Origin of the sequence: Microbacterium limosum, assembly GCF_036324365.1 — a bacterium.
GTDB lineage: Bacteria > Actinomycetota > Actinomycetes > Actinomycetales > Microbacteriaceae > Microbacterium > Microbacterium limosum.
In genome coordinates this window covers 323,110-337,031 of record NZ_CP137080.1, presented here as the reverse complement: position 1 = coordinate 337,031, position 13,922 = coordinate 323,110, and the positions used below count along the sequence as shown (strand labels likewise).

12 protein-coding genes and 1 riboswitch are annotated in these 13,922 nt (G+C 68.4%); of the genes, 2 read left to right on the top strand and 10 right to left on the bottom strand.

The window, feature by feature from the left end; translation table 11 throughout:
- The first annotated feature begins 63 nt into the window (after positions 1-63).
- Both RYJ27_RS01630 and RYJ27_RS01625 read left to right on the top strand, forming a co-directional pair.
- Complete coding sequence (locus RYJ27_RS01630; protein WP_330171058.1) at positions 64-1,026, top strand: hypothetical protein; 963 nt, start codon at positions 64-66, stop codon at positions 1,024-1,026.
- Positions 1,027-1,126: 100 nt separating this feature from the next.
- Positions 1,127-2,146: a LacI family DNA-binding transcriptional regulator gene (locus RYJ27_RS01625; RefSeq protein ID WP_330171948.1), complete on the top strand. Its 1,020-nt coding sequence runs from the start codon at positions 1,127-1,129 to the stop codon at positions 2,144-2,146.
- On the opposite strand, the gene RYJ27_RS01620 is transcribed toward RYJ27_RS01625, so the two are convergent.
- From RYJ27_RS01620 to RYJ27_RS01575, 10 genes are all read right to left on the bottom strand, one after another.
- The gene (locus RYJ27_RS01620; protein ID WP_330171057.1) at positions 2,045-3,634 is read right to left on the bottom strand and encodes a bifunctional hydroxymethylpyrimidine kinase/phosphomethylpyrimidine kinase; all 1,590 of its coding nucleotides are present in this window, start codon (positions 3,632-3,634) and stop codon (positions 2,045-2,047) included. The genes RYJ27_RS01625 and RYJ27_RS01620 overlap by 102 nt on opposite strands.
- Complete coding sequence (gene thiE / locus RYJ27_RS01615; protein ID WP_330171056.1) at positions 3,631-4,284, bottom strand: thiamine phosphate synthase; 654 nt, start codon at positions 4,282-4,284, stop codon at positions 3,631-3,633. The genes RYJ27_RS01620 and thiE overlap by 4 nt, the downstream gene beginning before the upstream one ends.
- Entirely contained in the window at positions 4,281-5,090 is an 810-nt protein-coding gene (gene thiM / locus RYJ27_RS01610; RefSeq protein ID WP_330171055.1) for a hydroxyethylthiazole kinase, read from the bottom strand. The genes thiE and thiM overlap by 4 nt, the downstream gene beginning before the upstream one ends.
- Positions 5,082-5,173, bottom strand: a riboswitch (TPP riboswitch). (Overlaps the previous gene by 9 nt.)
- Before the next feature lie 48 nt (positions 5,174-5,221).
- Positions 5,222-5,803 carry a carbonic anhydrase gene (locus RYJ27_RS01605; RefSeq protein ID WP_330171054.1) on the bottom strand — a complete coding sequence of 194 codons (582 nt, stop codon included), beginning with the start codon at positions 5,801-5,803 and terminating at the stop codon, positions 5,222-5,224.
- Between the two features lie 430 nt (positions 5,804-6,233).
- Positions 6,234-6,431, bottom strand: a complete 198-nt coding sequence (locus tag RYJ27_RS01600; RefSeq protein ID WP_330171053.1) for a hypothetical protein — start codon at positions 6,429-6,431, stop codon at positions 6,234-6,236.
- Between the two features lie 226 nt (positions 6,432-6,657).
- Positions 6,658-7,119 (bottom strand): helix-turn-helix domain-containing protein, encoded by a 462-nt coding sequence (locus tag RYJ27_RS01595; RefSeq protein ID WP_330171052.1) that lies wholly within the window; start codon positions 7,117-7,119, stop codon positions 6,658-6,660.
- Between the two features lie 175 nt (positions 7,120-7,294).
- Positions 7,295-8,416 carry a DUF3322 domain-containing protein gene (locus RYJ27_RS01590; RefSeq protein WP_330171051.1) on the bottom strand — a complete coding sequence of 374 codons (1,122 nt, stop codon included), beginning with the start codon at positions 8,414-8,416 and terminating at the stop codon, positions 7,295-7,297.
- Positions 8,413-11,766, bottom strand: a complete 3,354-nt coding sequence (locus RYJ27_RS01585; RefSeq protein WP_330171050.1) for an ATP-binding protein — start codon at positions 11,764-11,766, stop codon at positions 8,413-8,415. Before RYJ27_RS01585 ends, RYJ27_RS01590 begins: the two co-directional genes overlap by 4 nt.
- Entirely contained in the window at positions 11,763-12,419 is a 657-nt protein-coding gene (locus RYJ27_RS01580) for a DUF4194 domain-containing protein (protein WP_330171049.1), read from the bottom strand. Before RYJ27_RS01580 ends, RYJ27_RS01585 begins: the two co-directional genes overlap by 4 nt.
- A complete protein-coding gene (locus RYJ27_RS01575; protein WP_330171048.1) occupies positions 12,416-13,867 on the bottom strand; it encodes a DUF3375 domain-containing protein in 1,452 nt (483 codons plus the stop codon). Before RYJ27_RS01575 ends, RYJ27_RS01580 begins: the two co-directional genes overlap by 4 nt.
- Positions 13,868-13,922 lie beyond the last annotated feature (55 nt).

The following is a 13,922-nucleotide window of genomic DNA, read 5'->3' as shown; positions in this document are numbered from 1 at the left end:
CGGATGCTGCCAGTGGCACAAGACGGCCAGGAGACGTGCGTGGATTTCGAATCGACAGCGAACGTGAGCTGGCTCGACGTGCTCGCAGCGGCTCTGCGGGAACGGCCGACCACCCCCGCCGACCTCGCGGCCGTGCTCGGCGTCGCCGCCGCAGAACTTCACGGCCCGCTCGAGCAGCTGGCCGAGATGCGGCTGCTGAACGTCATCGGCGATGAGCTCGTCTACCGACGCCCGGACTTCGCGGCGGCGGACGCCCTCCAGCACACCCTGGACGAGGGGGTGCGATCGCTGCAGGAGTCGGTGCAGCGCTCGAAGGAGCTCATCGCCGACCTGCCCGAGCTTCTCAGCAGTTGGACGAACGGCAGAGAATCGCCCTCCCTGCCCCTGGACGTCATCGAAGGGCCGTGGGCGCTGGCGGACATGTGGCGGCTGCAGTCCTCGCGCAACGCGCCGCGATCGGCGGACCTCTGCATCCCCGCGACGGGCGTGCTGCGGGCGGCGGGCCTGGAGTACGCCGAGACCTTCTGGGCGGCACGGGCCGGCGACGAGCACCGGGTCCGCGTCATCCTGTCAGATGAAGATGCCCGGGCGCCCGAGAACCAGTGGCACATCGACAACGAGCTCGCCACCGGCACGCTCATCCGCGTGCATCCGCGCCCGCCGAGCTTCTTCTGGATCATCGACGACGACATCGTCGCCCTCCCCCAGATCTGGGGCGATCCCGACCCGACCACCGTCGTCGGCGCACGCACGAGCGCCCTCGCCACCGTGCTGCACTGGGCGTTCGAGTCGCTCTGGACGCAGTCGCGCCCCGTCCGCACCGACGAGCACGCCTGGGACCCGATGCTGCGACTCCTCAGCCGCGGCATGACCGTGGAGGCCGCCGCGCAGACACTCGGGCTCAGTCCACGCACCGGCCGGCGCCGCATCGACGAGGCCATGCGCTACTTCGGCGCCTCCAGCCAGTTCACGCTGGGAGCGGCGTGGACCGCCCGGAACGACCCGGACACCGGGTCCCGCGCGTAGCCGACGTTCGCAACCCCGACGCCGCAGCGGCCGCTCGCGCTCGGCTCCACCGTGATCGTCTGATCTTCCACCGAAGCACTTGACCGATTAAGATTCAACGCTGAATCGCGCAGAACGCCCGCGCATCGGCGACATCGCACGCGAGGCGGGCCTATCGACGGCGGCCGTGTCGTATGCCCTCAACAATCGCCCCGGGGTCTCCACGCAGACCCGGGGCCGGATCCTCGCGGTGGCGGCCCGCCTCGGCTGGTCCCCGCACGACGCGGCGCGGCGGCTGTCGTCGACGCGCACCGAGACGATCGGCCTGGTGATCGGGCGTTCGGCCGAGGTCGTGGCGACCGAGCCGTTCTTCGGCTCCTTCACCGCGGGGGTGAGCGAAGTGCTGTCGGGCGAGGGCCACTCCCTCACGCTGCAGGTCGTGCCCGATGTCGACACCGAGATGTCGACGCTCGAGAAATGGTGGGCCCGGAGGGCGGTGGACGGCGTCCTGCTCCTGGACCCGCGGACCGACGATCCCAGGATCCGCCTCGTCGAGGAGCTGGGACTGCCCACGGTGGTCGCGGGCGGCCCCGTCGACAGCGCCTCGGTCACGTCCGTGTGGACCGACGACGACACGGGCATGCGGGATGCCGTGGCCCACTTGGCCTCGCTCGGCCACCGGCACTTCGCCCGGATCACGGAGCCCGCGACGCTCCTGCACAGCCACAACCGCACCGCGGCGATGCTCGCGGCCCTCCGCGACGCCGGCCTGCCGGACCCGACGATCCTCGAGCTCGGAGCGACACCGGGCTCCGCGGCATCCCTCACCCACCGGCTGCTCGATCAGCGGGTGCGACCGACCGTCATCCTGTGCGACAACGACCTCGTCGGGATCACCGTCCTGTCCACGCTCGTGGATCGGGGACTCGAGGTGCCGCGGGACATCTCCCTCATGGTGTGGGACGATTCGCTGCTCTGCCAGAGGATGAGTCCCAGCCTCTCCGCGATGCGGCGGGATGTCCTGAGCTACGGCGCGCAGTCAGCCCGCGCGCTGCTCGACATCCTCCGCGGAGCGCCCCCCTCCACCGAACTGCACAGCATCCCCGACTTCATCGCACGCGCCAGCACCGGACCCGTATGAGGATGCCGGGGCGATGGCGACGGCGAAGAACGCATGCTCGTGATCGGAGGAGACGCGGAACGCCTCGCGCATGGCGACGCGCGTCGCCTCCCGCGCTCCCGCCGCGGCTCGCGTGACGATGTCGATCGCGCGGCGGGTCGAGGCCTCGAAGGCGTCGTCGGCGTAGGTGTCGAGCCAGGACCGGTACGGATGCTCGGCATGTGAGAGCGGATGCAGCCGGGCTCCGACGTCCTGGTAGAGCCAGAAGCACGGCAGCAGCGCGGCGATCAGCACCGCATAGTCCCCTCGGCCGGCGCACGCGAGCAGATGGTTCAGATAGGCCGTCGTGGTCTCGCTGGGTCGAACGTCCTCGAGTGTGCCGGGCGCAAGCTGGCTCTCGTGCAGTTGCAGCTCTGCCGCGATCGCCGACTGCGCCGCTCCGGCCCAGAACGCCTGCTCTTCGGGTGTCGGGGCGAGACGGCTGGCTTCGGCGAGCGCTCGGGAGTAGTCGCGCAGGTAGAGTGCGTCCTGCCCCAGGTACCTGAGGAACGCCTGCCGGTCGAGGGTGCCGTCCCCCAGGCCCCGGACGAACGGCAGCTCGTCGATGCGTCGCCGGATCTCGCGGGTGCTCTCCCACCATTCGGCCTCGACCTCGGCCGGGGTGGGGTCGGTGGCGACGCCGCCGCGCTCCCAGAGCCCCGCGAAGTGGCTGACCGGACCGTGTCCGGCACCGACCTCCAGCTCGGCGCCATGACGGATGCTCTCGGCCAGCCACCGCTTGGACTCCCGGAGGGCTCCGCTCCAGTCCCGCGAGCGCGCAAAACGGGTGGCCAGGGCGGAGGACAGCGAGCATCCCGTGCCGTGCGTGTTCGTCGTGTCGATGCGGATGCCGGGGAATTCGACGACCTCGACCGTGTCACCGTTCGCGTCGACGAGCGCGTCGGGCAGTGCTGCTCCGGCGAGGTGCCCGCCCTTCGCGAGGACGCGCACGCCGTATCGCGCGGAGACGCGGCTCGCCTGAGCCACGACCGCCGCCCAGTCCGTCGCGGCGGGCTCGTCGGCGAGGATGGCCAGTTCGGGGACGTTCGGAGTGAGCAGATCGGCGCGGGAGACCAGAGCGCGCAGCGTGTGCTCGGCCTCCTCGTCGAGGAGGCGGTCGCCGCTGGTGGCGACCATCACCGGGTCGATCACGACGACCGGCGGGAGCGTGCGATCGAGCCAATCCCCCACGGTCTGGATGACCTCCGCGTTGGCGAGCATCCCGATCTTGACCGCGTCGATCGTCACGTCGTCCGAGACGGCGTCCAGCTGCTCGGCGAGGAACGCCACCGGCGGCACGTGCACGGAGCGGACGCCGAGCGTGTTCTGGGCGACGAGGGCGGTGACGACCGCCATGCCGTACCCGCCGTTGGCGGCGATGCTCTTCAGGTCCGCCTGGATGCCGGCGCCGCCGGTCGGGTCGGTTCCCGCGATGCTCAGCACCCGCGGCATCCGCCGGGGCGCCGTCACGATGCCGCTCCCCAGGCCGCGCGCAGCTCGCGGGCGGCGGTCGCGGGATCGGGGGCGGAGCAGATCGCCGAGACGACGGCGGCTCCGGCGGCGCCCGCCGACCGCATCTCGGGCAGATCGGCGCTCGTGACCCCGCCGATGCCGACCGCGGGCAGGGGGCTCGCCGCGACGAGCCGGGCGAATCGGCCCAGGCCGAGGGGTTCGGGCGCATCCTTCTTCGTCGTCGTCGCGTGCACGGCTCCGATGCCGACGTAGTCGACCCGGGCGGGCCCCGCCGCCGCGAGACGGAGCTGCTCCGGCGTGGATGCGCTCAGCCCGAGCACGGCCTCCGCGCCGATCAGCTCGCGCACCGCATGCGCGGGGAGGTCGGACTGGCCGACGTGCACGCCCTCGACGCGGGCCCCGGCGGCACGAGCGGCGAGGAACACGTCGACCCGGTCGTTGACCAGCAGCGCGACCCCGGCGGGGAGCGCATCGGAGATCCGCAGCACGGTGTCCAGGAACTCCCGGACGGAAGCGTCCTTGTCCCGCACCTGAACCGCCGTCACACCGCCCTCCGCGGCTGCGCGCACGAGCTCGACGAGATCGTGGCCGGCCGCCTCGGCGAGGCGCGAGTCGGTCACGAGATAGAGCGACAGGTCGATGCTCACGTCAACGCCGCCCTGCTGCGCAGGGCGTCGCCGTCGACCGTGGCGAGAGCGTCGAGGAACGCCGCCTGGAAGCTCCCCGGCCCCGCGGCGCGTGCGGCGGCGAGCTCCGCGGCGACCGTGTACACGGTGATCGCGGCGACGGTGGTCGCGAACCGGTCGTCGTCGACCGCAGCGAACGCCGCCATCACCGCGCCCAGCGCACACCCACCGCCGGTGATCTTCGTCAGCAGCGCGTCGCCGTTGGCGATCCGCACGAGGTCGCGCCCATCGGTGACGACGTCCACCGGCCCGGAGATCGCGACCACTCCCCCGGTGCGCTCCGCCAGCGACCGCGCCGACGACACGGCGGCATCCACCCCGTCGGAGGCGTCCACACCGCGCCCGCCCGCTCCGGAGCCGGTCACGGCGATGATCTCGGAGGCGTTCCCGCGCACCACGGTCGGGCGCAGATCTCGCAGGGTGTGGCCGAGCGGCGTGCGCACCGGCAGCGAGCCGACCGCGACCGGGTCGAGCACCCACGGCGTGCCGGCCGCATTGGCGGCGGTGACCGCCTCGAGCATCGCCTCCCGCTGCTCGAGCGTCGGCGTGCCGAGATTGACGAGGAGTCCGGAGGCGACTCCCGCGAACGGGCCCGCCTCCCCCCGGATGTCGACCATCGCCGCCGACGCGCCGAGCGCGAGGAGGGCGTTGGCTGTGACGTTGACCACCACGCTGTTGGTGATGCACTGCACGAGCGGCACGTGTGCGCGCACCCCGTCCAGGGCGGAGCAGGTGAAATCGAGCAGGTTTCCTGGCGTGCGCGTCATGCGCGACATCCCTTCGCTAGTACGAACTAGATCAGGTTCGACGGGTGTGATCTCAGCCCCGCGGGGCACCCCGTGTCACGTGGTTACCTCTCACGCTACCCGCAATCCGCAACAGGGCGGGAGCGCCGAGCTCATGCCGTGGCGCGCCCTGCGGCGGTCGCGTCGGGCACTTCGGTGAGGCGTCCGGTCTTGACGTCGTAGATGTAGCCGTAGACCGCGATGCGCGCAGGGACCAAGGGGTGCGCCTTGATGCGCGTGACGTCCTCGGTCACACTGGCCGCCTGATCCGAGATCGTCAGCCAGTCGATGTACTTCGCCTCGGACGAGCCCGGTCCCTCACCGACGTCGTAGAACCCCTTCTCACCGAGCACAGCCGTCTCGAGGCTGCTGGCCAGAAGCCCGCGCATGACCTCGTCGGTGAAGAACTCCATGCCGCAGTCGGTGTGATGGATGACGAACCACTCGCGCGTGCCGAGAAGCTTGTACGAGATCACGAGCGATCGGATCGCGTCGTCGGAAGCACGCCCCCCGGCGTTGCGGATGACGTGCGCGTCGCCCTCGCTGAGGCCGGCGAACTTCGCAGGGTCGAGCCTCGCGTCCATGCACGTCAGGATTGCGAAACCCCGCGCAGGCGGCAGGGCGAGCTCGCCTTTGTCTCCGAAAGCGTCGGCGTAGCGGCCGTTCGCTTCGAGCACTTCAGACAGCACGGTCATGGCAACTCCTCGGGATAGACGACCCGCGGCGGGCGCGCGCGGTGTTATCAGGCTAGATCCGTGCGCGAGAGGGGCAACAGTGTGACAGCAAGTGACGACGCGCTCCCACGCGACACCACGATCGAAGAGTCCGCGCCCGGACGCTCCCGCCGTGGACCGGCGGCAGCGCCGCAGAAGAAGGCCCCAGAGCTGGACAAGAACGGCGGAGACAATGGCGGAGACGAATGGCGGAGACGGAGGTGAGACGGAGGGATGTGAAATCGCGCCGACGGCAACCGAGACGGGTCGAAACCGCATGATTCCGCGGTTTCTGACGTGGCGGACATCCTCCTCGATCAGGTGAGCCGGGTTCGATTCGTGGCAGAAACGTGGCGGGTATTCGGCGCGAGATCAGGTGGCTGCACCGCCCTTCTGTCGCGCGATCTGGAGACTACGCGGATGCAGCTTCGACCATCATCTCGACGGCCTCGATCATGCCGTATCGATCTCGCAAGGTGTCGAGAATCTCCTCGACGGTGAGCGCTGCACCGTAGCGGCCGGAACGAATCGCGATCTCCTGCACCGCGGCGAGCGCATGCCTTGGGTTGAGCGCGACAGTGTTCTTCGCGAAATCCCTGGCGCTGAGCACCTGAATGCCCGGCGAATCTTGCCTGGAGGGAAGTCCTTCAGGTTCTCGGTGACGATCGCTCCGGCTCCCGCGATGACGGCCGCGGCGACCACATGCTCGTCGTCCGGATCGGGAACCCCGAACGTGCCCTCGAGCGGCTCCCAGCCTTCGGCCTCCGCGTCGGCGAACTCTCGCCGCATCGCGGCGAGTCGCCGTGAACACGCCCCCATCCTGTCAGCCTGCGAGGTCAGAGTCGGGCAGCCCGCCTCGCCGCGACCGCCTTCCGCGCCGCCTTGAGGTGCTCGAGCGTCTGCTCGATGTTGTCTTCGCCGACGGAGTCGCGTGTGGCGGCGAGGATGTCGTACTGCCGCTCCCGCCGGCGCTCCCGATAGTCGAGCAGATCCGCGAGGAGTATGCGTCGGTGCGTTCCCGCCTTCTCGAACGGGATCTCGCCCTCGTCGAGGAGCTTCACGATGGTCGGGCGGCTCACGTTCAGGAGATCCGCTGCCTGCTGGGTGGTGAGCCGTGTTGTCTGGGGTACAACTGACACGGCCAGCCCGCTCTGCATTGCGTCCACGATCTTGCGGAGTGCGAGGTAGACCTCTTCCGGAAGCTCGACCTGGTCACCTGGACGCGCCCCGGCAAGGAAGTACCTTGGTTCGGGAAGAGCCCGGCCGGCGGCCTCATGGGCGGCGAGGAAGTCAAGCACCGGGGCAAGCTCGACTCCACTGCTGGGAAGGTACGTCTCTTCAACAACTGCAGCGCGAGACACAGAAATCACCCCAATACACGTAAACGCAGGAGATTGCGTTTGTTGCGATTACGGTACCACGCGTCACCGACAGGTCGATAGGCGCGTGCTGGGGCAACGATCAGATGCGTCGTCAACACACCCCGAGCCGCGCGAGCGCGAAGCTCCACGGAATGCGCTCCTGCTCGAGGCGTATGTTGCCCTCCGCGCTCATCGCCTGGAGAGTCGCGCGCTCATCAGGCGTGAGCAGCTCGAACACGCCGACGTTGGGATCGGGATCGATCCCCCACAGATCACGGTGATCGAACAGAGTATCCATATCCATCAATGCCGACGTTGCGTCCACTCCCTTGGATCGAAGTCGGTTGAGTATGGCGAATCCGTGCGAATCGAGATCGCCCCAGTAGGTGACCGTCTGCGCCCACGGGAGGCGGGCGACGAGATCGACGCGGTGACCGCCACCATGCACTGCTACGGCTCGGGGCACATCGGGCATCGCGAGCAGGGTGGCGAGGTTCTCGAATACGAACACGCGCTCGGGTCGGATCGTGCTCGCCGCAAGGTCGTCGACGGGCGCCGACAGATCGGTGAGCCCCTGGAACGAGAGCGACGGATCGAGAGCACGGATCCGTATGAGCGGTGACGGCTCGCGAAGGCCCAGTTCGGGCGCTCCGGTTCCCGCCCGATGCAACGCTTCCACGAGTCCGCGGCGAGATTCGATCCATTTGGTGTGGATGCCGCGGATCGGCAGTTCCCGCACCAGGCGGCCCGATTCCGGGTTTTCGCGCAACCAGGCCAGCACATGGACGAGCCTGTGGAAATCGGCGCCATCGAGATCGGCGATCGCGCGGCCATGGGCGCGGAGCACGCCGCCGACATCGGAGCCTGCCAGGCCCCGCAACTCGTCAAGTCGCGCCACCAGAAGTCGCCAAGCATCCGCCTCGCCCGCCGCTCGAGCGATCGAATCCGTACCGCGCAGCACCGCGCGTACGGGGACTTCCTGCGACCCGATGCGTGACCAATGGCGGACGACCCACTCGAGCTCGATACCCGAATCCTCGCTCACACCGCGCCAGGCGTCGACCCACTGTCGAACCCGATCGAGATCGTCCAGCGCCTCCCGCTCCGTTGGCGGGCGTAACGGAACGTCGAGCACCACATCGGTCTGCTGCTCGGCGGCCCAGGTGCGTGCATCGCGGTCGAAGAGTTTCTTCGCCCGCGCGCGCAGGTCAGATGGTGTGACAAGCCTGGTCACGCGCGCGACTCCGCGTGCGGCGGGGTGGCGACCTCAGTCTCATCGACCGAGAACACCACGTTCGCCAGCCGTGAGGCGTCGCGGTCGGGGTTCGATACCGACGTGATCGCGCCCACGTACGGCTCGAGCGTCTGCAGCAGCTTCTGCGGTGTCGCGAGGACCATGTGGAATCCGAACTCGCGGAACACCTCCATCGCGTTGCGCGTGTATCGGCTGTCCGCCTTGTCGAACGCCTCATCGAGCACGATCGACCCGAACCTCGGAACCTCGTCCTCTTCTTCAGTCAGCTGGTACCGCAGCGCTGCCGCGAGGCAGAAGATGACGAGCTTCTGCCGCTGACCACCCGACAAGCCCTCTGCGGAGTCATACACCCGCACAACCCGGCCGGCGACGTCCTTCTCCCGCGCGAGGAAGCTCACGTGAAGCCTCGTGTCGAGCACCCGGTTGCGCCAGTCGATGTCGACGCGGTCCTTGGATCCGAGTCGACCGATTACGCGCTGCAGCACGGCGAATCGTTGCTCGGCACCGGCGGCCGACTCGTCGGCCCAGTTGCCTTCAACGATGCGGCGGAGGTCCGTGAGGAACTCGTCGACCTCCTGGGCCCGCGTCGTCTTCACATCGATCTCGAGGAAGCGGTCCGCTCCCTCGAACGGGGACCGCCCCAGAGATGCGTTGACGGGGAGGATTCGCTCACGGATGAGACCCGGGGCGTCGCGGAGATCGCTGAGCAAGTGTGCGACGACGTCCTGCGATCGTTCCCGCAACAGCTTGCGGAACTCGGACTCCTTCTCGGGCAGGCCGCGGGCGATGATGCCTTCGCGCAGTTCCCGGTAGCCGTAGCGGTCACGGATGTCAGCAGTCAACTCTGCAGATGCAGCGGGCCACCCGAGCCGAAACTCGGCGGCGCGCCCGGCGAAGCTGGCCTCAGCATCCGCTGCGCGGCCGGCCGCGGCGTCCTTCTCCTTCGAGAGTGCCGACTGCACCTTTCGCGCGACTTCGTCCACCGTCTCCAGGTTCACGGAGCGTCGCTCGGCTCGGAACCGGCCTTCGAGGGCGTCGGCGATCCGCTCCTCGACCGGTGCATATGGGGTGGCCTCGAGTTCGGCGACCTGCGCCGCGATGCTCTCGACGTGATTGCGGGCGACAGCGTGGGCTCCGAGCGACCGTGCGTGTTTCTCGTTCGCCTCGTCCAGTCGCCGGGTCGCTCGCTCCGCGGCCCCCTGTGCTTCGCGGAGCGTCCCCGACTCGCTGGTGAGCACCCGGAGATCGTCGCGCTGGGCCGAGGTGACCGCCATCGCGGATGCGAGGTCCACTTGGTCCCAGCTGAACGTCGATACGCGTGTGAAGACGTCGCGCCGACTGACAGCGTCCTGACGAAACGAGTCGGCCTCGGCGTCGCGGGCGGATGCTTCCTCCATCGCCGCCATCGCTTCCCGACGACGCTCAAGCAATGCCTCGAGCCGCGCGTGGGTGTCGCCGCCCAGCACCCATCGAGTGGCATCACCGACCTCGTGACGATCGTCCTTCTCATACCTGCGTGAGTTGCGCTTTACCAGGCCACCGATCGTGACGCCACGCTCGACGTCATCAAGCTCGTCGGGGTGCGAAACGCAGGCGTAGTCGAACTCGGAGGCGATGCGCTTGCGGACGTAGGACGCGAAGGGCCCATCGCTCACCGCGAGGCGATGAACGAGTGAGCGGGCATCCTTGGGGCGACGCGGTTCATCGACGGTGTGCGGGACCGCTTCGACGACGAGCCGGACACCGAGTGTTCGCGAGTCGGCTGCCCGACGTGCGGCGACAAGATGTTCGTCCCGCACGAGGAGCGTCGACGCAAACGGAGCGAGCACTCGCTCTGCCGCGCCGCGCCAAGCGGAGTGCTGCTCGGCGACCGAGATCAGCTCGCCGGCAAAGGGGAATGTCGATGCCGGCACACCGACAGCGTCCGCAAGGAATCGTCGTGCGCTCAGAAGCTTCTCGTCGAGGTTGCTCCGGTGGTCTCTCAGCGCCTGAATCTGCCTGGTGACTTCGTCCAGCGCCTTACGCGCCTGACTCGCGGCGTCACGCACCTCATACGACACAGCGGGTATGTCGCGCGCAACCTCGGTGACGGCCGCGGCAAGGAGCTCCGCAAACTGCTCGGGGTCTTCGGGCATGGGTGCGCCGATGCGCATCAGCTCTGCGGTCAGCTGAGCTCGATACTGCCTAGTGATGTCCTCGGAACGCTGCGCACTGTCGATCCGCTCCTGCAGAAGCTCTACGCGCGCGCCGCCCTCGTCCCGGACCCGCGCCTTCGCGGTTTCCAGCGCCTCGCCTGCCAACCGCTGCTCCCGCACGGCGTCGCTCAGCTCGCTCTCGGCGCGCGCCAGCACGGCGCGCGCCGGGCCTGCGGCATCCTTCGCGAGCCGAAGCTTGAGTCCCGCAGTGAAGGGCTCGACGGCGTCGTGCAGATCAGAGATCGCCGCCATCTCGGCTCCGGCCAGGTCGAACAAGGTGATCGCCTCGTCGACCTTGCGGAGCGCATCAGCCTGCTTCCTCAGGTCGACCACGTGCTTGTGCGCGGCATCGAGCTCCGTGAACTGCTCAACGGCGGTCTCGGCCCGCGCGAAGGTTCCCGGCTGGTCGAGCATGAACCCGCGGAACAGCGCGTCGAGGGTGCCGAGGTTCTTCGCTGATTGTGTCTTGTGAAGAAGCTGAAGCGTCGCATCTCCACGGAAGCCGAACTGACGGATGACGCGCTCATGAAAGCGTCCGTGTCTCCCGCCGGTGGTGATCAACGCGTCGGGGAAGGCCTTCGACATGCGGCGCGCGTCGATTCCGCCTTCGACGTGCGGCTTCACGTCGAGAAGCTTCACGTAACCGCGGGTGAAGATCCGCGCGTCCTTCAACGCGCTCGGTTCGGTGCGCGTGCCGGGTGCGTGGAACACCCGCAGCAGGACGACCGGTTCGTCGCGGAGATTCTCGTAGCGCAGCAGGACACCGCTCCAGGTTGCCTTCGAGCGCAGGTACGTCGTGGTGGCCCGATCGGCGGTCTCGTCTGCTTCCTTGCTCCATGCCCCACGCACGTAGCTCATCAGCGTCCGATCGCTCTGCCGGGAAGCGCCGTCCTGAGCTGCCGCGTTGAGGCGTAGCCACTTGTCGGGGGTGATGACTGCGGCAATCGCGTCGAGGAGCGACGACTTGCCTGATCCCGATGCGCCGGTGAAAAGGTGACCGGCACGCGCGAGGTCCACGGCGACGTGGCCAGCGAACGTACCCCAGTTGACGAGTTCGATCTGGGCGAGGCGCCACTGGCCGGGCCTGGTCGGATCGACTTCCGGCTCGTCGGTGGGAAAGCTCAGCATCGTCATTCTGTCTCGTCCTCGGCATCCGTCGACGGGGCAACGGATTCTCCTCCGCCCTCTCGGGCGATCCGGTGGTACTCCGATGTGATCGCGCGGATCTGGTCGGCGTCGACGAGCAGTCGGAGCACGGGCGAGATCTCGGCACGGTCATCGCCAACGGCGTACAGCACGCGGAGCTTGTTCTGCATCTTGTTCCACGACGAGTTGACGCGGCTCGCGAAGTCCTTCTCATCGCGGTCCGGGGTGCGGAACACGGCGAGCTGCTCGAACACCTCGGTCTGCCCGACGATCACCCGACCACGACCCTCCTCGCTCAGCAGCGTCTGGCGAAGGACGAGCAGCATTGCGGTGTCGAGGAACGTCAAGGCTTCAGATCGCACTGCCTTCGGGGCTTCGTCGGATGGAGCGTTGCGGACGAAGGCGAACTCGTTGTCGCGATCGATGACCAGTTCGAGGAACAGGTCGGCGAGCCGGGAGCGGATGACAGCCTCGTCGGTCAGCAGCACCGCCCACAGCTGTGCCTCGCGCGCGCCGGAAAGGTATGGGCCGCGCACCAGACGCAGCAAGACCCGCCGCGTGCGATCGGGGAGTTCGCCGGCGTCGCCACGCCAGAGGCCAGTGTGCTCGTCGGAAACGGCATCCGCAGTCTGTTCGGTCATGTCACCGCTCCAGTGAATCGGTGCGCGGCGACGATCGCGGCACGCGGAACTCCGTCGGCGCCCTGCCAAGCGAGTACCTCGGGCTCATCGTCAACGGTGCCCTGCTCGGCAGCAATCGAGAGAAGTCCGATCACGCTGCCGGCCCCCTGCGTTGCGGGGTATCGAGCAAGGACATCTGCGACGGTGCACGATGGCACCTCGGCGAGCAGGTCGTTGACGTTCCGGGTGAGCTCGTCGAAGTCGATCTCGGTCTCGCGAGCAATCGCCCGCAGCTCCTCGATGCTCGCGAGGGATGCCGTCTGCGTGACGACTTCTTCGGTGGCGGCGAATTCGGCGGGATCGTGAAGGTCGATTGCCCCGACGCTTGACAGCGCGACAGCAGAGAGATCCAGCGTGAGAGATGTCGGATACCAAGGGCGCGTATGCGCGGCGGCTTCCACCCCCGCGTGCTGAGCCTCCCGCAGAAGAGTTCTCAGCACCCGGTCGCGCTGGTAGTCCTGCGACTGTACGTAGCGGCGGAGCGCCCGGGCGAAAAGGGTGATGACATCGTGGATCTCGGCGCTTCGTCCCTTGAGCGTGGTGAGGAAGGAGCGCAGTGCTCGGCGCTCATCCGAGGTGAGGTCGCGAGCGAATCCGCGGTCGAGGATGCGGCGGATGTCGGCCTCGAACGCGACCCCGAGTGCAGGGTCGAGCACGAGCTGAGAGAAGGCGGCGAAACTGCGGCCGGCATCGGAGTCGGAGATGTGGTCGATGCCGCGGAAGACTTCGTCGACGACCGATGCTTGAGAGACATCGGACTCGACGATCTTCGCCCTCAGGGACGCATTCAACGTCTCGAACTCGGCCCGAACCCGAGCGAAGTCGTCCGGCACGTCCGCCGCCTGCGCCAACACATCGCGAGCGCGCTCGAGCGCCCGGTCCTCGTCGATCGCGGTCTCGTCACCCGAACGCAGGCTCTCGATCCGCCGCCCGATCGACTCGATCTCTTCCTCGAGCAGTGCGATGCGCGCTGACACATCAGGATCGGTGTCGATCGCGAGGCGACGGACCTGCGCCGCAAGACTCGCAAGCCGAGACTCGGTCACACGCGAACGCGGGGCGGCACGCCCCTGCAAGAAGCGGATCCCGGCGATCGCATCCGGGGAAAGCTCGAGCGTCTCACCCCGCGCTTCCGATGACGGCCGACGCACCAGAAAACCGGCCGATCGCCACTCCCCGCAGTACCCCTTCGCTGTCAGCGGCAAGACCAGCCCCTGCGCACGGAGCCGCTCGAGGTCGGCATCGATCCGTTCGTACAGCTCCTCAGCGTCGACGCGGCGCTCGTCTCCACCCAGATGGGTGCCGAGAAGACCGGCGACCACGGGTGCACTGTCGGCTCGAAGCAGCTTCCACGCCGCATCGCGCTCCGCAAGCTGGGCGAGCTCGAGAACCTGGGCGACGGCGGGCACGCGTCCATTCTGAAGGAACACACCGACATCCGTTGACGCGGCGGCGGATAGCTCG

Excerpts from the sequence above, each read along its gene's own strand:
- thiM (WP_330171055.1), bottom strand. The coding sequence starts at position 5,090 with ATGACGCGCACGCCAGGAAACCTGCTCGATTTCACCTGCTCCGCCCTG.
- RYJ27_RS01580 (WP_330171049.1), bottom strand. The coding sequence starts at position 12,419 with ATGACCGAACAGACTGCGGATGCCGTTTCCGACGAGCACACTGGCCTC.
- RYJ27_RS01605 (WP_330171054.1), bottom strand. The coding sequence starts at position 5,803 with ATGACCGTGCTGTCTGAAGTGCTCGAAGCGAACGGCCGCTACGCCGAC.
- RYJ27_RS01585 (WP_330171050.1), bottom strand. The coding sequence starts at position 11,766 with ATGACGATGCTGAGCTTTCCCACCGACGAGCCGGAAGTCGATCCGACC.